This window comes from Bordetella tumulicola, from assembly GCF_965138755.1.
Classification (GTDB): domain Bacteria; phylum Pseudomonadota; class Gammaproteobacteria; order Burkholderiales; family Burkholderiaceae_B; genus Bordetella_A; species Bordetella_A tumulicola.
On record NZ_CBCSFP010000002.1, the window covers coordinates 315353 to 337806 of the forward strand.

Genomic DNA, 22454 nt, shown 5'->3' on the forward strand with positions numbered 1-22454 from the left:
ACCAGAACATGTCCAGTAACGCCAATTCTCGCTTGCCCTATGCAGGCATTCGCGTCGTCGAATTTACCCATATGGTCATGGGGCCTACCTGCGGCATGCTGCTGGCGGATCTGGGCGCCGAGGTCATCAAGGTCGAACCGGTCGGTGGCGATACCACACGCAAATTACTGGGTTCCGGCGCGGGCTTTTTTCCGATGTTCAATCGGAACAAGAAGAGCATTGTGTTGGACCTGAAGCAGCCAGAAGGCAAAGAGGCTGCATTACGTTTGATCGACACGGCCGACATCGTCAGCGAGAACTTCAAGTCTGGCGTGATGGAGAAACTCGGCTTGGGGTTTGCGGCGTTGAAAGCTCGTAACCCGAAAATCATCTACGTGAGTCACAAGGGATTTTTACCGGGCCCCTACGAGCATCGCACCGCCTTGGATGAGGTGGTGCAAATGATGGGCGGATTGGCTTACATGACGGGCCGCCCGGGCGACCCATTGCGCGCGGGCACCAGCGTCAATGACATCATGGGTGGCATGTTTGGCGCGATGGGCGCTATGGCGGCGCTGGCACAACGTGAACGCACCCATGAGGGCATGGAGGTGCAGGCATCATTGTTCGAAAACAATGTCTTTCTGGTTGCCCAGCACATGATGCAGTATGCGGTGACGGGTCGCGCCGCGGCCCCGATGCCCAGCCGTATTTCCGCATGGGCCATTTATGACGTGTTCACGGTCAAAGAGGGCGAACAGATTTTCCTTGCGGTGGTCAGTGATAAACAATGGGAAATATTCTGCCGCGCATTCGATCTGGCAGATTGGTTCGCGGATCCCCGGCTCAAGACAAACAATGATCGTGTACGGGCACGAGAGTGGTTGATGCCCAGACTACGAGAGCGACTTGCCGATACATCAGCGGCACAATTGGCCGCCGTGTTCGAAAAAGAAGGGCTGCCCTTCGCGCCGATCACGCGACCGGAACAATTGTTTGACGATCCGCATCTCTTGGCTACAGGCGGCCTGGCGCCGATTACGCTGCCGGATGGACAGTCCTCCCATGTGCCGTTGATGCCGATGAGCTTGAATGGCGAGCAGCCTCCATTGCGTCTGCAACCGCCGCACATCGGTGAGCATACTGATGCGTTGCTGCGCGAGCTCGGTTATTCCGATGACGACGTTCAGGCGATGAAAGCCAGGGGCATCACGCAAGCCCGACCATCGGTAGAGCCCGTGTAAATGCGATGTACGGCCGTTAGGAGGGGCTTCCAATCAATCACATGAGATCGAATACTTACAAGCATCCTCAATCAGGTTGGTTTGGACGGGTTGTTGAAGTTATTTTCAATAACAGCCAGCTTGCACGTATCCGTCGCGCCCTGATGTCGCGAATTCCGTTCCTCAAGCTATCTAGTGATGTACGGGACGTCGTGTATTTGACTTGGCTGGTGCCTGTTCAGGCCGCGGAGGCCTTTGTCCCCAAAGGGGTATCGCTTTGGCAGCGTAATGGGTTGACGCCGTTTACCGTGCTCTCGTATCAACACGTTCACTTTGGCCCATCGGTGATGGGCTTCGCGAGACAATCTTTCCCGTCACCACGCCAGAGCAATTGGCGTCTCTATCTTGATACGTCGCCTGATAGCGCGGGGGCCGCGCGCACCGTATGGTTTCTAAAGAATATCATCAGCAGTTTCGCTTACGCTGCGGCAACTCGGCTTTTTAGTGATGCCTTGCCGACGCATCTTCCCGAAAAATTTGTGCATCGTAGACATCTGGATCAAATACATACCGAGATCCAGCCGGGCGATGGGAGTTCCCCCGCTTTGAGCGCCTCAGTCCGAGTCGGTGGCGATAGGTCTTTGAATGAAGCGTTCTCGAGTGTGTTCGAGTCGTGGAATGAAGCAGTATCGTTCTTGGCATGCCAAGATGCGGCAGTCGCAATCACCGAGGACACCGGGCAATTAGCCTATGCGGAAATACGATTGCCAATCGAGGTTTCGAATGTCTTGCCTGCCTCGCTTTGCCAGGCAGCATCGATGACATGCTCACTCTTGCCTGAATTGCAGCCTGTCTCGGACCCCTTTTGCTTTGTGGTGGAGCGTGTGCGTTTTGAGGCTATCTCGGAACGATTATTGTCTACCTAGGCGAATACAGCAGGCCGTGCGCCATGGTTGACCCGTGGTTGATGGATGCCAGTCCTCATCACAGCTCAACTGTCAGCGAGCCTCGTTGAAGATAATGATGCCGTTCTAATCGGTACTTTTTGAAGGCGCATTTAGAACGGACGCAGGTCTATCGCGGTCCCAGTTGTACAGCGGGGTTTGTTTATTCTGGAAACGCACGATGGCATCGCGATGATATGAGGTCGACATGGCTACCGCTTGGGATAAGGCTTCCATATTCGATAGCGTGCCGTAATCCACGTCGAAACTTAGATTCAACATTCGTTTACTCATAGCCAGAGCATCGTTGGGGCCTAGAAGAATCTGCCTGGCTAGATCCTGGGCTCCCTTTGCCAGGGTTTCAGCAGTATGAATCTCATGGACTATTCCTAGCGCTTTGGCCTCGTTCGCGTCAATCGTGCGTCCAGTAAGTAGAATGCCACGCGCAGCGCTCAAGCCAACGATCCGCGGCAATAGATAGTGGGCCCCAAAATCGGGCACCGCCCCGACGCGCGGGAATGACATACTGAACTTTGCTTGCGCCGAAGCCAATACAAAGTCGGCGTGTAGTGCCAGGCTAAAACCCGCCCCGGCGGCGGGGCCGTCGATGGCTGCGATAACGATGACATCGAGTTCCAATAGACGGCGCAGCCATGGCATTGTGCTGTTGATGCGGTGGCGGGTGGCAGTGGGTGCCCCCTGGGTGGGATCATCCACGCGGCTTACCATTTCGTTCAGGTCTCCGCCAGCGCAGAAACTGCCGCCATCACCACGTAGAATGAGTATCCGTATCGATTCGTTGGCCTCGATCTCCTTTAGCATACGGGCATAGTCCATACGCAAATCGCCGGACATCGCGTTGCGCGACGTCGGCATCGTATGAACGAACTCAGCGATTTCTCCTTCGATATTGAGGGAGGACGCTAGGAAACCCGGTAGATTCATGATGAGACCACTCCTGCGTTGATGGCGATGCGCTGCGACTTAATCGTCCGACAGCGAACGGACACGTGTCCAGGCTGAATTCATGTCATGGACGAGTTTGTGCATTTGATCGGCCACGCACGTTTCGTCTTCGATTCCGAATACGCTCTGACCTGCAGCCTCATAAATGAGACGTGCATCATCGTGTTCATGAATGGATGCAAAGACGTCACCCGTGAGTACCTGTTGAAAAGGCATACCCAGCGGGTCGGGTGCGGCGTCGGCGGCCCAGGCATCAATCCAGTCACTACGCACGACTCTGCAGGGTTTGCCGCTGTGAGCCCGCGATATGACGGTGTCTTCACTGGCGCTGGCAATCAACCGATTCAACAGTGATTTTGGCGTATGGTTTTCGCGGGCAGCCATCCACAGTGTGCCGAGCCATGCCCCTTCGGCGCCCATCCCAATGCAACCCAATATCTGCGCGCCGGTGGCAATGCCGCCGGCGGCAAGTACAGGTTTGCCTTCGGCGACCGCGATGATTTGCGGCAGTAGCGACATCGTCCCAACGGAACCTGTGTGGCCGCCCGCGTCGTAGCCTTGTGCCACCAACACGTCAACACCCATCGACAGGGCTTTTCTGGCGTGTTTGACAGAGCCCACCAGTGAGATGGTGAGTTTGTCTCGCCGTTTGGCTTCTTGAATCAACGCGGATCGTAAACCGATGGCTGTGGCGATGGCGCGAGCATTCGAGTTGAGCACCGCATCGATCTGCGCTTCGAAGAGGGCTTCGGATCGTGCCTGAGAGGTAAAAAAACTGGGCTTGCTTGGTGGTTTGATGCCGAAGCTTTCACGCAGCGACTCCACGAACGCCACATGTTCTTTCGGAAGCGCCTCGCGCAGATCAGCCAGGTCCGCTTGTGGAGGCACATTCGAGGGCAGCATAAGGTCTATTCCGTATGGGAGGCCGTCTAGCCTGCGCTCAACTTCGGTCACAATCGCGGGGATCTGCTCGGGTGCGTCTCGTCCCAGTCCAAGTACCGGAAAACCGCCTGCCTGAGCAATGGCCACCACGACGTCCGGTTCGTGCGAAAAGCCAAAAATCGGATAGTCAATACCAAGCCCGTCGCATATTGGCGTACGAATCCGCGACATATTAATTTTCCCCAGTGTCCGCGTGCTTCATGACCTCGGCCCATTTTTCAAACTCTTTGGCAACGAACGCATCAAATTCCGCCGGTGATTGCGGGGCCAACTCCATTCCCAGCGTTGCAAGTTTGGCTTGCACGTCTGGCATGTCGAGAATTTTGTCGACGTCGGCAGCCAGTTTATTGATCACCGGTGCTGGCGTGGCGGCGGGCGCGACGAGTCCGAACCAGGTGCCGACTTCGTAATTGGGCAACCCGCCCGCCTCGGCCACTGTGGGCAGGTCGGGAACGGCGCTCGCGCGTTCCGATGTGGTGACGGCGAGTCCGCGCAACTTGTTGGCTTTGATATAGGGCATGGCCAACGCCGCCGTCAACGGCATCATGTCCACGCGTCCCGATACCAAGTCATTCAGCGCGTCAGTTTGTCCTTTGTATGGCACATGAGTCAGGTCAATCTTGGCCTCTTGTGACAGCAACTCCCCTGCTAAATGGTTGGAAGTACCCACCCCTGCGGTGGCGTAAGTCAGCGACGGGTTACTCTTTTTCGCCAAGTCGATGAACTCGGCGATTGTTTTGGCCGGCGTGTCGGGATGCACCACGATAATGTTGGGGACGATGCCAAACCCCGCGATCGCCTTGAAGTCGCGTACCGGATTCCAGGTGATGCTCTTTTGCAGACTGGGGGCAACAGCATGACTGGGGCTGACAAGCAACAGGGTATATCCGTCTGCTGGCGCATTCGCGACGTAGTCCGTTCCGATTGATCCTCCCGCGCCGGTACGGTTTTCTACCACGACCGGCTTACCGTACTGTACTGATAGCTTATCGCCCATCAGTCGCGCCACCGAGTCGACAATGCCGCCTGCCGAGAAGGGGACGATAATCTTGATGGGTTTGTCCGGATACTGCGTTTGCGCCATGGCGGGCGTGAGCAACGTGCTGGCCATGATGCATGTCATGAGTGCTTTGGTGAATGTCATGATGTCTCCTTGCTTTGTGTTGTTGTAGTGACCGTTCAGACGGCCAAGGTCGCCATTGTTCGCTTGGCGATATTAGTGATGTGAATCTGGCTAGTCCCTTCATAAAGACGGAACAGCCGGACGTCGCGATAGAACCGCTCCGCCACGTTGTCGGCGATATAACCGCCTCCGCCGAACACTTGCACCGTGCGGTCAGCGACGCGTCCGCACATTTCGGAGGCAAATAATTTGCACATAGAGGCTTCCAGCGTGACGTCCACCCCGTCATCCCGTTTTCGTGCAGTTTCGAGTACTAGCGCGCGTGCGGCATGGGCTTCGGTGTTGCTCTCCGCGATCATCTGTTGCACCAGCTGAAACTCACTGATGGGTCGACCGAATTGTTTGCGAGTCCGTGCTTGTCGCACCATTTCTGTGATCAGGCGCAGCGCGGGTCCCACACATAAACCGGCCAGATTGATGCGCTGCTTATTCAGCGCTTTCATCGCCGTACGGAATCCCTGACCTTCTTTTGCGCCAATAATGGCACTCTCATGAACGCGAACGCGTTCAAGGATGACCTCACCGACGGGTGAGCCGTGCTGCCCGAGTTTGCGATAAGCAGGCGGTGTGCTGAGTCCGGGCGTTCCACGTTCAATCAGGAACGCGGTAATCCCGGCGGCACCTTTGGCTTGAGGGTCGGTGCGTGCGAAGACCGTGAAAAGATTGGCGATAGGGGCATTGGTGATAAAGCATTTTTTGCCGCTGATCTCGTAGTACTCTCCATCGCGCACCGCGGTAGTCTGTAATGCAGTGGCATCAGAGCCGGCCTCGGGCTCAGTGAGTGCAAAGCAGCCGGTGACTTCGCCGCTCGCCAGCAACGGCAAATACTTGCGCTTTTGTTCGGGCGTACCGTCGACCACCAACGACTCGGAGGCTATGCCGGTATTGCCGCCAAAACGGGCCCGAAATGCGGTGGCGACCTGGGAGACTTCGATGTTTACCCGTGCCAGTTCTTCAGTCGTCAGGCCTGCACCGCCATACTCCTCGGGAATGCTGTGGCCGAACAAGCCCAGATCGCGCATGCGCTGTACGACAGATTCGGGGATCTCATCGGTTTGATCGACAAGCGGCTCTATCGGTTTGCACTCTGTTTCCAGGAATGTGCGGATTTGCTGCAGCATGGTGTCGAACTTGACGGGATTTCGAATCATGGTGGTCCTTGATAGTGGCAATCGTTCAATGCAGGCCTTGAGAAAACTCCAACTGGTGGACGGATTCTTTCAGTAGCGGTATGACTTCGTGTACAAGGCGGTCTTTTTGTGCGCGGTGGGCCGCGATGGTGCAGTTCATGGCTAGCGGCGGCTCATCGGGACGCTGCCGTATCGGCACCGCCACGGCATGTATGTCTTTTTGCCAGTCGCCCTGCGAATGGCAGTACCCATAGGCCGTAAACCGTTTGACATCGGCTTCCCAAAACGCCCGGCATTGCTCGAAATCTTGCGGGTTCTGCACCTTCAGGTAGTTCAAAATAGCCGTGCGCTCCGTGGCGGGATAGGCCAGGATCAAGGCGCGTCCGATTGAGCTGAGCAGCAAGGGGCGAGAGGTTCCGATATCGGGCAAATGCTGGTTGGCTGAATCGGCGCGTACAGAGTCGATATAGACCACATTGCCTCGATCCCTAATTCCCAGATTCACCGTGCAGCCGGTCGCGCGAGCCAGTGATTCCATGAGTGGTTTGGCCAGTTGACGCACCTGCATACTGGCAAGCAACGGGTGGCCCAATGACAGCACGCCAGGGCCCAGTCGGTATTTCTGCAGCTTCGGATCGCGAGCCAGATAGCCCAACAACGTCAGGGTGTATGTCAATCTGGAAACGGTCGGTTTTGCCAGACCCGTGCGATCCGCGATTTCGCGATTGCCGAGTAATGGTGTCGACGCGGAGAACGCGCGCAGTACCTCCAGACCTCTGGCCAGATTCATAGAGAATTGGCGGTCTGACGATAGGTCATGTGGGTTGACCAGGCCGGGAAGGGTGATGACGTTCACGTTGCGGTTTTTCTCAGTAGGCGCGGACATGATTGGTCCTTTGAAATGGGCAGTCAACGATTTGATCGAAGCATTTCGCTGTGCAAAACACTTCATTGTGGCGCACGGCAGGTTCGGGCATAAAGAGGTTCTACGTAACTTGTCCTTCACCTTCGCATGACACAGACCGCTTCCCATCCCGGTGCCCTGGCCGGTGTACGAATCCTAGATATGGCGACCGTTCTGGCTGCCCCCAGTGGTGCGACGCTGTGTGCGGATCATGGCGCCGACGTGGTCAAACTGGAATTGCCCGATGGCAGTGATGCGCTGCGTCACATGCAGCCCATCAAAGACGGCACGCCCTTATGGTGGAAGGTCGTTAACCGTGGGAAACGGGGAATCACACTGGATGTAAGAAAGCCCAAGGGCAGGGAAATATTCTTGTCTATGCTGCCGAAGTTCGATGTGTTGGTAGAGAATTTTCGTAGCGGTAGTCTGGATAAATGGGGGCTGGATATTGAAACGCTGCATCGCGTCAATCCCCGCCTCATTGTCGTGCGGCTGACGGGATTCGGACAGACCGGCCCATATCGGTCTCGGGCAGGTTTTGCTCGTGTCTTCGAGGCGATGAGTGGCTTTACCAACTTGACCGGGGAGGTTGGCGGGTCTCCACTGCACAGCAACTTTCCGCTAGGCGATTCCATCGCTGGGATATTCTGCGCATTTTCCATTGCGGCCGAAGTCGCTCGTCTGCGGGGGAATCCTGACGCTGCAGGCGTCGAAGTCGATCTGGCCGCGACAGAGGCGTTGTTTCGGATGCTTGATCCGCTACCCGTGGAACATGAGCAGTTGGGACAGGTACGGTGTGCCGCCGGAAATCGCACGTCATATACCGCGCCCTCTAATATGTATCGCAGTCTTGATGGCGTGCATTTTTCACTGGTGGCGTCATCACAGGCCGTTTACGTTCGCTTGTGTAAGGCAGTGGGACGCGCTGACTTGATTACCGATCCCAATTACGACACGTTGCCTAAACGCGTACTGAACATCGATTCTCTGGATAACCAGTTCGCAGAATGGTTCGCCGCACACCGATATGTGGATATCTGTGCACAGCTTGAACCGTATGAGATTCCCTTTAGTAAGGTCTACGATATTACTGATATCAAGGCAGACCCTCATTTTCAGGCGCGCCAAGCCATTATCCGGTTACCGGATGCCGATTACGGCAGCGTGCCGGCGCCGTGCATCGTTCCACGTGTGATGGGTCGCGATATGCCGATCCCTCGTTCCGGGCCGGCAGTGGGTGAGCATAACGCTGAGGTTTATGCCGAGTTTGGGATTAGCGAAGAGATGCTGTCAGCATTGCGTGACCAGCGCGTTATCTAAGACATGAGGGGCAAGACTATGGAGCATTCGGATTCCCTTGATCGGTTTGATGCGTTGGTGACGCGTCGCACTGACGGCCATACCCGGTCTGCCATCGAGCCATTGGATGTGTCACAGTTGACTGCGGGAGAGGTTGTACTGAAAACCCGTTATGCAGGCGTGAACTACAAGGACTCTCTCGCGATCACCGGCCGCGCAAAGATCATTACTGAGTTTCCTCGAGTGGCGGGTATTGAAGCTGTGGGAGAAGTCATTCGTTCCGACGCTGACGGCTTTGCGCCCGGGGATGGTGTGCTGGTTCACGGGTTCCAGACCGGCATTGCCTACGATGGCGGTTTTGCCGAGCGAGTGCGGGTATCGGCCGATCATCTGCAGTTTGTGCCGAATGGTTTGACGCAACGCCAGACGGCGGTTTTGGGTGTACCCGGATTTACGGTGGCGATGGCGCTGGATCGCTTCGAGGCCAATGGCCTGCGTCCCGATGCCGGGCCTATTGCCGTGTCTGGTGCCACTGGGGCCGTGGGTATGTTGGCCATTGCCATTTTGGCTCAAGCGGGTTACGAGGTTGCTGCCATTACGCGCCGGATGGCGCAAACAGAGGTACTGCGCAAGCTGGGTGCTACCGAGGTCATAGATGCAGGGCAAACGCTTTCAACTCGACCGCTGGAGTCTGCCCGATTTTCCGCGGCCATCGATAACGTGGGTGGCCAGACGCTTTCATGGTTATTACGCTCCATGAAGGACGGCGGTCAACTCGCGTCAGTCGGCAACGCCTCCGGCAATACGTATGACGGCAGTGTGCTGCCCTTCATCATGCGCCGCGTTCAGATGTTTGGCATCGTTGCCAATGCTTCTTGGCCGGAACGTAGGCGCTTGTGGGGAAAGCTGGCCTCAGATTGGAAGCCCGATTTCGCGGTGGTCGAACCCCACGTGTCTATGATTCCTCTGGTTGATCTGCTCCCGCAAGCAGAGCGTCAATTGAGCGGTCAGACGACCGGCAGGACGATCGTGGCGTTTGGAGATCGCTCGTGAGTGGCCCGCTGACGGGCCTTCGGGTACTGGAGATGGAAGCGATCGGACCGGTCCCTTGGGCCGCAATGATGCTTGCGGATATGGGGGCAACGGTGACGCGTGTGGAGCGGCCCGTGGCAGCCGATATGGGGCTTGCGCGAGAGGCGCGTTATGAGTTGACCTCCAGGGGAAAGCAGGGTGTCGCCGCAGATCTGAAAACAGATGCGGGCCGAGCAACCGTGCTCGATCTTGTGGCACAGTCAGACGTCTTGCTGGAGGGCTTGCGGCCGGGCGTGATGGAGCGTTTGGGTCTGGGTCCCGAGACATGCTTGGAACAGAATCCCGCGTTGATCTACGGCCGAATGACAGGCTGGGGCCAGACAGGCCCGCAGGCGCAGACAGTCGGCCATGACATCAACTACCTGGCTGCCACCGGCGTGTTGCATGCCATTGGCCCCGCAGAAGGGCCACCCGCAGTACCGCTAAATCTGATCGGTGATTTCGGCGCGGGGGGGATGCTGCTGCTGGTTGGCGTGCTGGCCGCGCTGTTTGAAGCACGCACGAGTGGAAAAGGACAGGTGATCGACGCCGCCATGGTAGATGGATCACTGCTGTTGTTAGCGCCGATTCTGGGACGCTGGCAAGCGGGGCAATGGGAGGATAGGCGGGCGGCCAATTTTCTGGACGGCGGCGCGCATTTCTATACCACCTATGCAACCTCTGATGGTCAAGCCATGGCGGTGGGCGCCATTGAACCGCGTTTTTATAACGCCCTGCTCGAGGGGCTGGAGCTGGACAAGGCATCGTTGCCTGCTCAGCACGACCGCACTTGTTGGCCCGAGATGCGCTCTCGGTTCGCCGATATCTTCAAGCAGCATCCACGCGAGTACTGGGTGCGACGTTTTGAAGGAACCGAGGCCTGTGTGTCGCCCGTGTTGTCACTAGAAGAAGCGACAACACACCGACATTTCTTGGTACGGGATAATTTTCTTCAGATCGATCAGGTCTTGCATCCCGCACCCGCACCGCGTTTTTCACGAACCCCTTGTGCGGTTCCGTCTTCCCCAGCCCATCGGCATTCGGAATAAATTATTCCGCTATTCCGCCGAGAGCACCCCGCGCCGGACTTGATCGCGCTCAATGGACTCAAAGAGCGCTTTGAAGTTGCCTTCGCCAAAGCCGCTATCGCCCTTGCGTTGGATGAACTCGAAAAACACGGGGCCCAGCAACGTTTCTGAGAAGATCTGCAGCAGCAGGCGGCGTTCCCCACCTTCTGATGTACCGTCAAGCAAGATGCCGCGCGATTGCAGTTCCTCGACGGGTTCGCCGTGGTCGGGCAGGCGACCTTCCAGCATCTCGTAGTAGGTCTGCGGCGGTGCGGTCATGAAACGCGTACCGCTGGCTTTCAGGGCGTCCCACGTTTTGAGCAGATCGTCGGTCAGGAAGGCCACGTGCTGGATGCCTTCGCCGTTGAACTGCATCAGAAACTCTTCGATCTGGCCGGCGCCCTTGGAGGACTCTTCGTTCAACGGGATGCGGATCATGCCGTCTGGCGCGGTCATGGCTTTGGACGTCAAGCCGGTGTATTCGCCTTTGATGTCAAAGTAGCGAATCTCGCGGAAGTTGAAGAGTTTCTCGTAGAACTCCGCCCAGTACGCCATGCGGCCGCGATAGACGTTATGCGTCAGGTGGTCGACGATTTTCAGGCCCGCACCGACGGGATGGCGGTCAATGCCTTCGATGAATTGAAAGTCGATATCGTAGATGGACGAGCCTTCTTCGAAACGGTCGATCAGATACAGGGGGGCGCCACCGATACCCTTGATGGCAGGCAGGCGCAGCTCCATAAAGCCCGTATGGATTTCCACGGGCTGGGCACCGAGATCGAGCGCACGCTGATGGGCCTGCTGGGCGTTGCGGACACGAAAAGCCAAGCCACATACCGATGGGCCGTGCTCTGCGGCGAAATAAGCCGCCGGGCTATCAGGCTCGCTATTGACGATGGCGTTGATGTCCCCTTGGCGAAACAGCGATACAGCCTTGGAACGGTGATTGGCGACTTTGGTGAATCCCATGCTTTCGAGCACGGGTTCGATGACGTTTGGGGTGGGCGAGGCGAATTCAATGAATTCAAAGCCCATGAGGCCCATGGGATTGTCGAAAAGGTCTGCCATTTTCTGGCTCCTGAGTGTGCGTAGCGTGAACGTGAAGCTTGGCGAAGCAAACCGTTCAGATGGGTGGCGCACAGGGGCGGCCCCGCACACTGCGTGCCAGGTAATCGCCGATCAGGAGTTGAAAGCCCAGAAATTTCATTGCAAGCAGGGTAAACGGCGCTGGAAATGCGCCCGGGCCGCCTGTCGAGACGCCCTATGGATCTGACAGCATTGCATGCGCCAAGCCGTGACGTCAAGCTCCAATGATGTGTAGACTGCCAGTTCGTTGATGGCGGCAGGGTCATGTGTGCTAGCAGCGAGTGTCAGTCATAAAAAAATGATGAGGGATGTAATGGTTAAGCTGCGGGCATTACACGCATGGGTACCCGTTGTCGTGCTGCTGACCTTGTTGGCAGGTTGCGCGACCCAAACGTCAAAGACGACTCCTCGCGGGGCGAGCGAAATACAGGCCGACCTACAGCATCTGATGCCGTCGAAGGCACCGGACCGCGAGGGCTGGGCACGGGATATCGCGGTGGCCTTTACGGCACAGGGGCTGGACTCGAGCCGTGACAACCTCTGTGCCGTGGTCGCGATTACGGAGCAGGAGTCCACCTTCAACGCAGATCCTGTCGTCTCTGGTTTGCCGAAAATTGCCCGTCAAGAAATCGAGCGTCGGACACAGGCCATGCATCTGCCGGCTTTTCTCGTCAACGCCGCGTTGAATATTGAGTCTCCGACAGGGAAAACGTACAACCAGCGCCTGGATACCGTACGCACCGAGCGTCAATTGAGCGAGATTTTTGAAGACTTCATCGGCATGGTGCCCATGGGGCGTCAATTGTTTAGTGGCCTGAATCCCGTGCGCACGGGCGGGCCGATGCAGGTGCGCGTCACTTTTGCCGAATCACACGCGCAGGATTATCCCTATACCGTTGATGGCTCGGTCCGTCGCGAGGTCTTCACACGACGCGGCGGGATGTACTTTGGTATTGCCCATTTGCTGGGCTATCCGGCCCATTATGATTCCGTGTTGTACCGGTTCGCGGACTTTAATGCGGGTTGGTACGCGAGTCGTAATGCCGCATTCCAGGCGGCGGTCAGCCGCCTGTCGGGCATTGAGCTGGCGCTGGATGGCGACTTGCTCATCCGCGGGGCTATCGATCCCAGCCAGACCGAACGCGCCGTGCGCACCATTCGACGACAGATGGATATCAGCGAGTCAGGTGTTCGGCGTGCACTGGAGGAGGGTGATTCCCTGGCGTTCGAGGAGACTGATCTCTATGAGCGCGTATTTGAGTGGGCGGACCGGGATGCCGGCAAACCCCTGCCGCGAGCGGTCCTGCCAGGAATCAAACTGAATAGCCCCAAGATCACGCGAAACTTGACGACCGCCTGGTTTGCCAATCGCGTGAACGATAGGTGGAAGCAGTGCATGTCTCGGGGGCGCGCCTCTTGAGATACATCAATGTTCTGCGTCATCGCTTATGCTGGTTCGGCGATATTGGGTGGGGCACTTGAGTGACCGAGTTGGGGCATTAACGGACTCAATTCGGAGGCCAGGCTGGCATAGATGGATAACGCGGTTTGGCCGTTCCACCAATACACGCGCGCTACGGGGACGCGACTTGCGATCTCTACGGCTTGGGCGAGTTCGCTTTCGATATAGTGCGTGTGGCAGCCGGCGATGATGGCTTGCGCTTTGTGTTCTGCCGTTTGTGCCGCGGTGTACCGGGCCTCGTCACGCATGATCAACGGGCCCCGAAATCCATGGAGATCGAGCCAGCCTTGGGTGCGGGTGCGGTCCTGCTCGGGGCGACCCGTAATGATGGGCAGTTCGCGGAGCTCGCGTCCCGGCAGCGTCGTATTGGGTACAAGGCCGTCGCGTTGTGACAGCGCAGCGGCGAGATTGGACGCATAGGCCTGGGTCGGTACATCAGGCAGCAGGATGCCGTCGAGATCAATGGCCCAGGACGCATAGGTCTCGGCAGGCCGATCAGGCAGATTGCCGGTGGCGTAATAGGCCGGTGTGATGGATTCGCGCTCCCAGGGGAACCACGCCCGAAAGCCGGCGGGAATTTCTATCCCGGAATCTGGCCGTATGCGCGATTGGGCGTCGTAAGCCAGCGCGAATACGTGCAGTCTATATCCTGCTGACGACAGAAACTGAATACTGTCGGACAACGTGGTGCCACGTCCGGCGATATCTTCGATCAACAGGATGTGCGTACCGGTAGGGGGCGTTTGGGCCGTGAACCACGATACGCTGCGGTGCCGTCGATCGTAGGACACCGCATACAGCGGTAGATCCAGGGCAGTGCTTGCAACGAGGGCGGGCGCCAAGCCCCCTCGCGCGACGGCCACAATCGCGTCAAAGCCCAATTGGCGCCATTGCGGCAGGTGGTCAGCGACGACCTGCTCGACGCGGGTGTAATCGTAGGAAAAGGCGGCTAGAGGGCGTGGCATGGTATGGCAGGGCTACAAATCTATGGCCAGGAAATTTTGCCATAGATCTGCTCCCTACCTGAAAATACGATAGCGTTAGGTCTCTATGATTACGTCAGCATTTGCCGAGCAGCCTGCAAGCGATGCAGGGTGATCTTGCGGACTTCGGCCTTGCTCATCTCGATATGTGATTTCAGCATGCGCACGGCTTCGTCTGTCCTGCGTGCCAAGATGGCGCGCAGAATGGCGCCGTGTTCCTGGTAGGTGGCGTCGACGCGATGGTCCTTGGTGAAGTCCAACTGCCGGATGATGCGGATCTTTTCTGTGACGTCACGATGGATTTTGGCCATCTCGGCGTTGCCAGTGGCGGCGACCAGCGCACAGTGAAAGGCTTCGTCCTGTTCGGCGACCTGGGTGCCGCTACGCAGGCGCTCTTCCGGAGGAATCAGCCAGAGATGTTTAAGGGCAGTGAGTTCGCCGTGGCTATTCATGTTGTGTAGACCACAAAGCCGCGTGACGGCGGCCTGCTCGAGCACAATGCGTACATCATACAGCGCCTCGAACCGCTCGAAGTCGAATGGGTGGACGCGCCAGCCGCTACGATGCCGTAGCAGGACAAAGCCCTCGCGTTCCAACCGGTACAGGGCTTGCCGTACGGGGGTGCGGCTGACGCCAAGCCGGGCGACGAGTTCGCTTTCGGTAAATTCGTCGCCCGGCAGCATCCGAAACTCGAAGAGATCTCGTTTGATGAGTTCGTAAGCCTGGCCGGCCAGGGTGATTCCAGGGCCCGGGGTGGCTGTTGAGCCGGGCAAAGTGATCAGATTCAGTCGCATGTCAGGAGACGGCGTACAGTGTTTCGGATGGAGCCTGAGACTCGTTGCCGACCTTTGCGTCAGGCGCGGTCGCCGTATCAATGACCAGCAGCATGTCGCCGCTATTGACGGGCTTGCCCTGCGAACAACGTATCGTCGTGATCGTGCCGCTAAACGTAGCTTTGATCGATAGCTCCATTTTCATAGCTTCTACCACCACTAGCGTATCGCCGGCCTCGACGTATTGACCTTCGCAGACTGGGATTTTCCACACGTTGCCACATAGATCGGCCGACACGGCGCGCTCGGTTCCCGAGAGCTCAAGAGTCGCTTGGTCCGGCGCATCGTGTTCGATGGTGATGGACTCCTCGGACTGCCACAGCGCGACTTCCGATTCAAAGGCGGTTTGCTGCGCCGACTTAAAGGCCTCGATGTCGGTGGCGTGTTCCGTGAGAAAGCGCTGATGAGCCGCGAAGTCAAAATTCTCTTCTTCGATGCGCAAGGTGGCACGGCCCTCACGGAAGTCCTCGCGCAGAATGGAGAGCTCGTCTTCCGTGACTGGGTAAAAGCGTACCTGATCAAAGAAACGAAGCAACCAGGGCTCGCCGCGCTGGAATACGGGGTTTTTCAGGAACTTGTTCCAGATGGGCAGCGTGCGTCCCACGAGTTGATAGCCTCCTGGAGAGTCCATGCCATAGATGCACATGTAGACACCACCGATACCAACCGTGCCTTCAGCGGTAAATGTGCGCGCTGGGTTGTATTTCGACGTCAGCAGGCGATGCCGCGGATCGATGGGAACGGCGCAGGGCGCTCCCAGATAGACATCGCCCAGACCCAGTATGAGGTAGCTGGCCTCAAAGACGATGCGGCGTACGTCATCGCGTGAACTCAGGCCATTGATGCGCTGAATGAAATCCACATTGTTTGGTAGCCACGGCGCGCTGGCTCGCACGGTCTCCTGGTAGCGTTGTACGGCGCCCAACGTAGCGCTGTCTTCGAACGCCATAGGCAGATACACGACGCGTGTTGGTATTTTCAGCGTCGGGACATCGGCTAGTGTTTCCTCGATATTCAAGAGATGTGTGATCAACGCCTCTTGGCTGATGAGGTGATTGTCGTATTGAATCTGCAGGGAACGCACGCCCGGCGAAAATTCCAGAATGCCCGTCACTGGGGTCTCGGTGAGGGTTTGCATCAACAGATGCACACGCATGCGTAGCGCGAGATCCAGCACGTTGTCCCCGTACTCCAGCAGTAGGTAGCTGTCGCCGGCTTGTCGATAGGTGACGAGCGGTTGCGCATCCGTGGCGGGCAGACTCGCCACAATGGGTGAGAGGCCGCTCAGTGCGGGTGACGATACGTCATCAGGGATCGCGGCAGTGCTGGCGATCCTGGACGACGCGTCGGACTGCAGGGTCGCAATAGCGGTCTCTTGTTGGGTTTGTAGTGTCAGGGCGTCTTCGATTGTCAATGGGGTGAAGCGTATGCGATCACCGGGGCGAACCTGGCCGACTTTCCAGAGTTCGGCTTTCGCTATCGTGACAGGGCATACGAAGCCTCCCAGACTAGGCCCATCGCGGGTCAGGATGACGGGGCTATCACCCGTAAAGTTGATGCTGCCGATCGCGTACTCACAATCGTGAATATTTGACGGATGTAGGCCGGCCTCACCACCGTCCTGCCTAGTCCAGGTGGGTTTGGGCCCCAAGAGGCGTACGCCAAGTCGATTGGAGTTGTAGTGCACTTCCCAGTCGGCCGCGAAAAACTGATCGATGGCTTGTGGCGTAAAAAAGTCGGGCGCGCCGTGCGGGCCGATTAGGACGCCGATTTGCCAGTGATTGGGGTAGTCGGGCACCAGAGCCGGATCGAGGGCGGACGGTGCTGCGTTGGGCGGTGGTGTCAGGCTGGCGGGCAATTCAGGCTGCGCGATGGGCAGCATGTCACCCGCACGCAGGCAGCGTCCCGCGTGGCCACCGAACTGGCCCAGGGCAAAGGTGGATCTGCTGCCCAGATAGCAGGGCACATCCAGGCCATTGCGTACTGCCAGATAGCTGCGGCAGCCGCTGAGGGCGCGTCCCATGACGAGAACTTGGCCTTTGCGTACGTTCACGGCCCGCCACATTGAGATGGGCTCGCCGTCTAGCGAGGCGTCCATGTGCGCCCCGGTGAGGGCAATGACTGCATCGTTGTGAAACGTCAGGCTAGGGCCGATCAGGGTGCATTCCAGGCCAGCGGCTTCGGGGGCATTACCCACGATGCGATTGGCCAACTGGAACGCGTAGTCGTCCATGGGGCCGGACGGTGGAACGCCGATGTTCCAATAGCCCACACGTCCCGGGTAGTCTTGAACGCTGGTATAGGTGCCTGCCTCCAGGATTTCTAGTGCCGCCGGATGAAAATCAAAATTGTCCAGAAAGCGCGTCGAGAGTGCGCCGGCGGCAAAGCGGGTATCTGCCGCGATTTGGCGCAGAAAGGCCAGATTGGTCGCGATGCCATGCAGTTGTGTACGCGCTAGTGCATCGCGGAGCTTGTCCAACGCCTCGTCGCGGTCAGCGCCATGCACAATCAGTTTGGCCAGCATGGGATCGTAGAACGGCGCGACCTCGGTACCGGTTTCCACCCATCCGTCCACGCGCGCATCATCAGGGAACGCGACGTGGGTCAGTACGCCCGGAGAGGGTTGAAATCCACGGGCGGGATCCTCGGCATAAAGGCGGACTTCGATGGCCGCGCCTACTGGTGGGCGTTTCAATGCATCCCAATCCAGGGGATCGCCGCAGGCGATGCGCAGCATGCATTCGATCAGGTCCAGGCCCGTGACGGCTTCGGTGACAGGGTGCTCGACTTGCAGACGGGTATTGACCTCCAGAAAGTAAAAGGCGTCGCGAGCCCCGTCGTAGATGAACTCTACGGTGCCCGCTGAGCGATAATCCACAGACTGGCCTAACAGGACTGCCGCGTTGAGTAGGGCTTCGCGAGTGGCGCGAGGCAATCCCGGGGCGGGGGTCTCTTCGATGATTTTCTGGTTGCGTCGCTGAATAGAGCAATCGCGTTCACCCAGAGCGACAACGTTGCCTCGGCCGTCCCCGAAAATCTGTACCTCGACGTGACGCGCCTGGTCGACATAGCGTTCGATGAAGGCGCCGCTATCGCGGAAGAAGGTTTGCCCTTGGTGTTGGACGGCGGCGAACGCGGTGCTCAGCTCATCTTCATTGGCACAACGCGACAGGCCGATACCGCCGCCGCCGGCCGTGCTTTTGAGCATGACGGGGTAGCCGATGTTCTCTGCTTGGCGCAAGGCCTCGGTGACATCGGTCAAGAGCCCTGTACCAGGAGTCATCGGCACATTTGCCCTCGCCGCCAGTTCGCGTGCGCGGTGTTTGAGCCCAAACTCACGCAGTTGCTGCGGCGTGGGGCCGATAAAGGCAATGTTTGCCGCATCGCAGGCTTCGGCGAACTCCGCGCTCTCGGAGAGAAAGCCATAGCCCGGGAATATCGCTTGCGCGCCCGTAGACTGAGCGGCGTCGAGGATACGATCAATGCGCAGATAGCTATCCGCGGCCGTGTCGCCGCCCAGCGCGATTGCGACATCGGCCTGGCTCACGTGAGCGGCATTGCGATCTGCATCGGAATAGACGGCCACACTTTTGATGCCTAGGCGTTTTAGTGTTCGGATCGCCCGCACAGCGATCTCGCCGCGGTTCGCAATGAGTACGGTATGAAACATGATGGCTTTCCCCTAGGAGGCGTGTCGGGCGTTGCGCGAGACGTGATGGGTCTGTTCGTTATGCTGCTGCGGCTTCTTTCAAGTGCTTGAGATACGCGCGCCAGCCTCCGAACTCGGTGACGTCGCGAGCCCCTTCGATGCCGTACGGCTCGCAGATAAAGCCTTTCACGAGACGCTGGTCGGCTAATTCCAGTGTGCCAATACCCAAGGGCGCGGGGATCTCTGCGACGAACTCACCAAACGCCTCGTGCGACAGTTCCCAGATTTCGACGGCGATCGATGTCCCTTGCGTCACGCGCACCAAGCCCGGTTTGGGTGGTGTGCTGTTGGCCAGTGCATAAAGTCGGTAGTTCGGCGCACTGTGTGTCGCTTCGATGAAGCGGGCATTGCGAGAGGTCAATTGATGGTTCAACGGCATGCCGTGCAGGTGTGCGCCGACGACGGCGATTTGCACGGTTCGGGATGCGTCGACGATCGGTGCGAACGAGGTTGGTCGTGCTCGCCCGGTGGCGCCCAGCATGCCCGGCTGGACTTGTTCCCATCGGCGGCCGAACTCGGCCAGAGCGCGATCATGCCAGGCCAACCCGATCAGCGTGATACCACAAGGCAATCCATCCTCGCGCAGACCCGCCGGCAGTGCGAGAGCGGATAGATCCGCGAGGTTCGTAAAGTTGGTATAGGTACCGAGTCGCGTGTTAAGCGTCACGGGCTCTGCGCGAAGTTGCGCGATGGTATAGATGGAGGGTGTGGTCGGTACGACCAGCGCATCGAAATCGGCCAACGCCTGCTGGATGATGCGAGTCAGGGCGGCACGACGGTATTCCGCATCGAAGGTGTCAACGGCGGTGTAGCCAGCGGCTTGCTCAATAATGCTGTGCACGATGGGATCGATCTCATCGGGCGCACGTTCATACAACTCGCGTATCGCCGCGTAGCGTTCGGCGACCCACGGGCCTTGATAGAGCAGATCGGCCAGTTCGCGAAACGCCGTGAAATCGATGGGCTCCAGTGTGGCGCCCATATCTCGCAAGGCCTGTAATGCACGTTCGTAGGCGGCCTTTGCCTGAGTGTCGCCAAAGAACTCGAGCTGGGTGGGGATGGCCAACCGTGGTAGACGTGCCAACCGGGCGGGCATGACAGGCGTGGGCCTGGAATACGGATCTTGTTCGTCGTATCCGGCGGCGATCGCAGCGATGTTGTCGGCATCATCGACGGTCAGGGAAAAGATCGATACGCAGTCCAGCGTACGGCATGCGGGTACCACGCCGCGTGTGCTTAACCACCCCTTCGTGGGTTTGAGCCCAACGATATTGTTAAAGCCCGCAGGCACGCGGCCCGAACCCGCGGTATCGGTGCCCAGGGAAAAAGCCACCAGGCCGCGCGCGACAACGCTGGCAGAGCCGGAACTCGACCCGCCGCTGACGTAGGCCGGGTTGAACGTGTTGGGGACGGCGCCGTGGGGAGAGCGAGTGCCGACCAGGCCGGTCGCAAACTGGTCTAGATTCGTCTTGCCGATCAGAATGGCGCCCGCAGCGCGTAAACGTTGTACGACGTTCGCGTCTTCGGATGCCACGTACGCGTAGGCGGGGCAGGCTGCGGTAGTGAACCACCCCGCGGCATCGATATTGTCTTTAATGGCGAACGGTACACCGTACAGCGGCAACTGGGTCAGGTCTCCGTGAACCTGTGTCAGGCGGTCGGTGAGTGCAGCGAGTTGATCCTCTAATTGAGCTGCGTCGGCGCGGCATATCCAGGCGGGATCGGCAGGGTCTAGGTCGGCAATGAGTTTGCTCAACAGGTCTGCGGGTTGAGCGCCATGAAGGCGGTAAGCCGCCTGCCAGTCGGCCAGTGTCCAGCCTTGAGATTGATCGGTGACAGCGTTGGGGTTCATGCCCGGAATCCTCGTGGGTATACAAGTACCTCCTATCAAGCAATCGCCATGCCAACTTGATATAGATGGCCGGAAAACCAATAACAACGCGGGTTTCAGAGGAGAGGTGTGTTTTCTGGTGCGATGCCGAACGTCGGTAATCTGCTGCATGACATCGGTGCATGCGCACTGATATTGAGCACAGATGCACTGTTTGCGTGCTTTTTTTGCGTGACTCGATGCCCGTGGATCGACGTGTTTGAGACTGACCGATGGCGGCGCATGCGCAGAGATATCGTCGCGCAGCTTTGCGATTGCTTGCTTTGACACGCCTATGTATTCGCCGTGCATTTTTAGTTGGCATGGGAATTGCTTGAACTCTGAAGCGCGTGTTGCCAACCTTGAGCGATACGACCTGTTTTTCTTTTGATGCACAGGCAGATAGCGCCGGTTATCCCGGCATGAAGAAAAGGATCCAAACGATGAAACGCAGACTAGTACTAAAACAGTTGACTGCTGCTAGCGTGTTGGCAATGGCCGGTTTCGTGCCTGCCGTGTGGGCAGCCGACACAATCAAGGTCGGCATTCTGCATTCCCTGTCGGGCACGATGGCGATTTCCGAGACTTCGCTGAAAGATGTTGCCTTGATGGCGATCGAGGAAATCAATGCGCAGGGCGGCGTGCTCGGCAAAAAACTGGAGCCCGTGGTGGTTGATCCGGCTTCGAACTGGCCACTTTTTGCCGAGAAGGCACGGCAATTGTTGACGCAAGACAAAGTGGCCGCTGTATTCGGATGCTGGACATCCGTCTCGCGCAAATCCGTGTTGCCGGTCTTCAAGGAGCTGAACGGCTTGTTGTTCTACCCCGTGCAGTACGAAGGCGAGGAACTGGAGAAGAACGTGTTCTATACGGGCGCGGCGCCTAACCAGCAGGCGATTCCGGCCGTGGAATATTTGATGAGTGAAGACGGTGGCGGCGCCAAACGCTTCGTGTTGTTGGGAACTGACTATGTTTATCCGCGTACGACGAACAAAATCTTGCGCGCCTTCTTGCATTCGAAGGGCGTGAAAGACGAAGATATTCAGGAAATCTATACCCCGTTTGGGCATTCGGATTATCAAACGATTGTCGCGGATATCAAGCGCTTTTCTGCCGGTGGCCGAACGGCAGTGGTATCGACCATCAATGGCGACTCTAACGTCCCGTTCTACAAGGAACTGGGCAACGCCGGATTGAAGGCAACCGATGTGCCCGTGGTGGCATTCTCGGTCGGTGAGGAAGAATTGCGCGGTGTGGACGCTAAACCGTTAGTGGGGCATCTGGCCGCGTGGAACTACTTTGAGTCGATCAAGAATCCGGTCAATGCCGCGTTCATTGAGAAGTGGAAGGCATACGCCAAGGCGAAGAATCTGCCCAATGCCAATACAGTGGTGACCAATGATCCGATGGAAGCAACGTACATCGGTATTCACATGTGGAAGCAGGCCGTAGAAAAAGCGGGTACGACGGATGTCGATCCCGTGATCGAGGCCGTCGCGGGTCAGACCTTCGCTGCGCCAGATGGCTTCACCATTGAAATGGACAAGACCAACCACCACTTGCACAAGCCGGTCTACATCGGTGAAATCAAGGCGGACGGTCAGTTCAATATCGTGTGGAAGAGCAAGGGGCCGATTCGTGCTCAACCGTGGAGCCCCTATATCCCCGGCAACGAAGGCAAACAAGGGCTGTAAGCCGGGTGGGGTGAGGCGATGATGTGCAGCATGCTTTTGAGACGGTTTCTGCTTGGCCTGGCATTGATCTGGTTGGCGGGAGCTTCGGTGCCGGCCGCGNCCCCCGCCC

17 protein-coding genes are annotated in these 22454 nt (G+C 57.9%); 7 read left to right on the forward strand and 10 right to left on the reverse strand.

Annotation, left to right across the window (positions count from 1 at the left end; genetic code table 11):
* The first annotated feature begins 8 nt into the window (after window positions 1–8).
* Together ACNAZS_RS07120 and ACNAZS_RS07125 are read left to right on the forward strand one after the other, a co-directional pair.
* Window positions 9–1223, forward strand: a complete 1215-nt coding sequence (locus ACNAZS_RS07120; RefSeq protein WP_415787657.1) for a CaiB/BaiF CoA transferase family protein — start codon at window positions 9–11, stop codon at window positions 1221–1223.
* Window positions 1224–1264: 41 nt separating this feature from the next.
* Window positions 1265–2128 (forward strand): YqjF family protein, encoded by an 864-nt coding sequence (locus ACNAZS_RS07125; RefSeq protein WP_415787659.1) that lies wholly within the window; start codon window positions 1265–1267, stop codon window positions 2126–2128.
* Between the two features lie 105 nt (window positions 2129–2233).
* Here the strand turns inward: ACNAZS_RS07125 and ACNAZS_RS07130 are convergent, their stop codons facing one another.
* The 5 genes from ACNAZS_RS07130 to ACNAZS_RS07150 are packed head-to-tail and all read right to left on the reverse strand — an operon-like array spanning window position 2234 to window position 7253.
* Complete coding sequence (locus ACNAZS_RS07130; RefSeq protein ID WP_415787662.1) at window positions 2234–3091, reverse strand: enoyl-CoA hydratase/isomerase family protein; 858 nt, start codon at window positions 3089–3091, stop codon at window positions 2234–2236.
* Between the two features lie 39 nt (window positions 3092–3130).
* A complete protein-coding gene (locus ACNAZS_RS07135) occupies window positions 3131–4225 on the reverse strand; it encodes a nitronate monooxygenase (protein WP_415787664.1) in 1095 nt (364 codons plus the stop codon).
* 1 nt (window position 4226) lies between these two features.
* Window positions 4227–5177 carry a tripartite tricarboxylate transporter substrate binding protein gene (locus ACNAZS_RS07140; protein WP_415788846.1) on the reverse strand — a complete coding sequence of 317 codons (951 nt, stop codon included), beginning with the start codon at window positions 5175–5177 and terminating at the stop codon, window positions 4227–4229.
* Window positions 5178–5233: 56 nt separating this feature from the next.
* Complete coding sequence (locus ACNAZS_RS07145) at window positions 5234–6388, reverse strand: acyl-CoA dehydrogenase family protein (RefSeq protein ID WP_415787666.1); 1155 nt, start codon at window positions 6386–6388, stop codon at window positions 5234–5236.
* Window positions 6389–6413: 25 nt separating this feature from the next.
* Window positions 6414–7253, reverse strand: a complete 840-nt coding sequence (locus tag ACNAZS_RS07150; RefSeq protein WP_415787668.1) for an IclR family transcriptional regulator — start codon at window positions 7251–7253, stop codon at window positions 6414–6416.
* 126 nt (window positions 7254–7379) lie between these two features.
* Here ACNAZS_RS07150 and ACNAZS_RS07155 point away from each other — a divergent pair, with 126 nt between their 5' ends.
* From ACNAZS_RS07155 to ACNAZS_RS07165, 3 genes are read left to right on the forward strand one after another with little or no spacing between them, the layout of a single operon-like run.
* Window positions 7380–8591 (forward strand): CaiB/BaiF CoA transferase family protein, encoded by a 1212-nt coding sequence (locus ACNAZS_RS07155; protein ID WP_415787670.1) that lies wholly within the window; start codon window positions 7380–7382, stop codon window positions 8589–8591.
* Between the two features lie 18 nt (window positions 8592–8609).
* On the forward strand, window positions 8610–9623 hold the full coding sequence (locus ACNAZS_RS07160; protein WP_415787672.1) for a YhdH/YhfP family quinone oxidoreductase: 1014 nt from the start codon (window positions 8610–8612) through the stop codon (window positions 9621–9623).
* A complete protein-coding gene (locus ACNAZS_RS07165; protein ID WP_415787674.1) occupies window positions 9620–10690 on the forward strand; it encodes a CaiB/BaiF CoA transferase family protein in 1071 nt (356 codons plus the stop codon). Before ACNAZS_RS07160 ends, ACNAZS_RS07165 begins: the two co-directional genes overlap by 4 nt.
* A 9-nt stretch (window positions 10691–10699) precedes the next feature.
* Here the strand turns inward: ACNAZS_RS07165 and hppD are convergent, their stop codons facing one another.
* Window positions 10700–11776 (reverse strand): 4-hydroxyphenylpyruvate dioxygenase, encoded by a 1077-nt coding sequence (gene hppD, locus ACNAZS_RS07170; protein ID WP_415787676.1) that lies wholly within the window; start codon window positions 11774–11776, stop codon window positions 10700–10702.
* Between the two features lie 331 nt (window positions 11777–12107).
* On the opposite strand from hppD, the gene ACNAZS_RS07175 reads away from it, so the two are divergent.
* Complete coding sequence (locus tag ACNAZS_RS07175) at window positions 12108–13214, forward strand: DUF1615 domain-containing protein (RefSeq protein WP_415787678.1); 1107 nt, start codon at window positions 12108–12110, stop codon at window positions 13212–13214.
* Window positions 13215–13240: 26 nt separating this feature from the next.
* Here ACNAZS_RS07175 and ACNAZS_RS07180 read toward each other — a convergent pair whose 3' ends face one another.
* The 4 genes from ACNAZS_RS07180 to atzF form a co-directional block, all read right to left on the reverse strand.
* Complete coding sequence (locus tag ACNAZS_RS07180) at window positions 13241–14221, reverse strand: phosphoribosyltransferase (RefSeq protein ID WP_415787680.1); 981 nt, start codon at window positions 14219–14221, stop codon at window positions 13241–13243.
* An 89-nt stretch (window positions 14222–14310) separates the two neighbouring features.
* On the reverse strand, window positions 14311–15033 hold the full coding sequence (locus ACNAZS_RS07185; protein ID WP_415787682.1) for a GntR family transcriptional regulator: 723 nt from the start codon (window positions 15031–15033) through the stop codon (window positions 14311–14313).
* Between the two features lies 1 nt (window position 15034).
* The gene (uca, locus tag ACNAZS_RS07190) at window positions 15035–18742 is read right to left on the reverse strand and encodes an urea carboxylase (protein WP_415787684.1); all 3708 of its coding nucleotides are present in this window, start codon (window positions 18740–18742) and stop codon (window positions 15035–15037) included.
* Between the two features lie 58 nt (window positions 18743–18800).
* On the reverse strand, window positions 18801–20633 hold the full coding sequence (gene atzF / locus ACNAZS_RS07195; RefSeq protein WP_415787685.1) for an allophanate hydrolase: 1833 nt from the start codon (window positions 20631–20633) through the stop codon (window positions 18801–18803).
* Window positions 20634–21094: 461 nt separating this feature from the next.
* Between atzF and urtA the strand changes: the two genes are divergently transcribed.
* Entirely contained in the window at window positions 21095–22345 is a 1251-nt protein-coding gene (gene urtA / locus ACNAZS_RS07200) for an urea ABC transporter substrate-binding protein (protein ID WP_415787687.1), read from the forward strand.
* Window positions 22346–22454 lie beyond the last annotated feature (109 nt).

What these genes read in the sequence shown, in the direction of transcription:
- atzF (WP_415787685.1), bottom strand. Translation starts at nt 20,633, where the DNA reads ATGAACCCCAACGCTGTCACCGATCAATCTCAAGGCTGGACACTGGCC.
- hppD (WP_415787676.1), bottom strand. Translation starts at nt 11,776, where the DNA reads ATGGCAGACCTTTTCGACAATCCCATGGGCCTCATGGGCTTTGAATTC.
- ACNAZS_RS07120 (WP_415787657.1), top strand. Translation starts at nt 9, where the DNA reads ATGTCCAGTAACGCCAATTCTCGCTTGCCCTATGCAGGCATTCGCGTC.
- ACNAZS_RS07180 (WP_415787680.1), bottom strand. Translation starts at nt 14,221, where the DNA reads ATGCCACGCCCTCTAGCCGCCTTTTCCTACGATTACACCCGCGTCGAG.
- uca (WP_415787684.1), bottom strand. Translation starts at nt 18,742, where the DNA reads ATGTTTCATACCGTACTCATTGCGAACCGCGGCGAGATCGCTGTGCGG.
- ACNAZS_RS07175 (WP_415787678.1), top strand. Translation starts at nt 12,108, where the DNA reads ATGGTTAAGCTGCGGGCATTACACGCATGGGTACCCGTTGTCGTGCTG.
- ACNAZS_RS07150 (WP_415787668.1), bottom strand. Translation starts at nt 7,253, where the DNA reads ATGTCCGCGCCTACTGAGAAAAACCGCAACGTGAACGTCATCACCCTT.
- ACNAZS_RS07155 (WP_415787670.1), top strand. Translation starts at nt 7,380, where the DNA reads ATGACACAGACCGCTTCCCATCCCGGTGCCCTGGCCGGTGTACGAATC.
- ACNAZS_RS07145 (WP_415787666.1), bottom strand. Translation starts at nt 6,388, where the DNA reads ATGATTCGAAATCCCGTCAAGTTCGACACCATGCTGCAGCAAATCCGC.
- urtA (WP_415787687.1), top strand. Translation starts at nt 21,095, where the DNA reads ATGAAACGCAGACTAGTACTAAAACAGTTGACTGCTGCTAGCGTGTTG.
- ACNAZS_RS07130 (WP_415787662.1), bottom strand. Translation starts at nt 3,091, where the DNA reads ATGAATCTACCGGGTTTCCTAGCGTCCTCCCTCAATATCGAAGGAGAA.
- ACNAZS_RS07185 (WP_415787682.1), bottom strand. Translation starts at nt 15,033, where the DNA reads ATGCGACTGAATCTGATCACTTTGCCCGGCTCAACAGCCACCCCGGGC.
- ACNAZS_RS07135 (WP_415787664.1), bottom strand. Translation starts at nt 4,225, where the DNA reads ATGTCGCGGATTCGTACGCCAATATGCGACGGGCTTGGTATTGACTAT.
- ACNAZS_RS07160 (WP_415787672.1), top strand. Translation starts at nt 8,610, where the DNA reads ATGGAGCATTCGGATTCCCTTGATCGGTTTGATGCGTTGGTGACGCGT.
- ACNAZS_RS07140 (WP_415788846.1), bottom strand. Translation starts at nt 5,177, where the DNA reads ATGACATGCATCATGGCCAGCACGTTGCTCACGCCCGCCATGGCGCAA.
- ACNAZS_RS07125 (WP_415787659.1), top strand. Translation starts at nt 1,265, where the DNA reads ATGAGATCGAATACTTACAAGCATCCTCAATCAGGTTGGTTTGGACGG.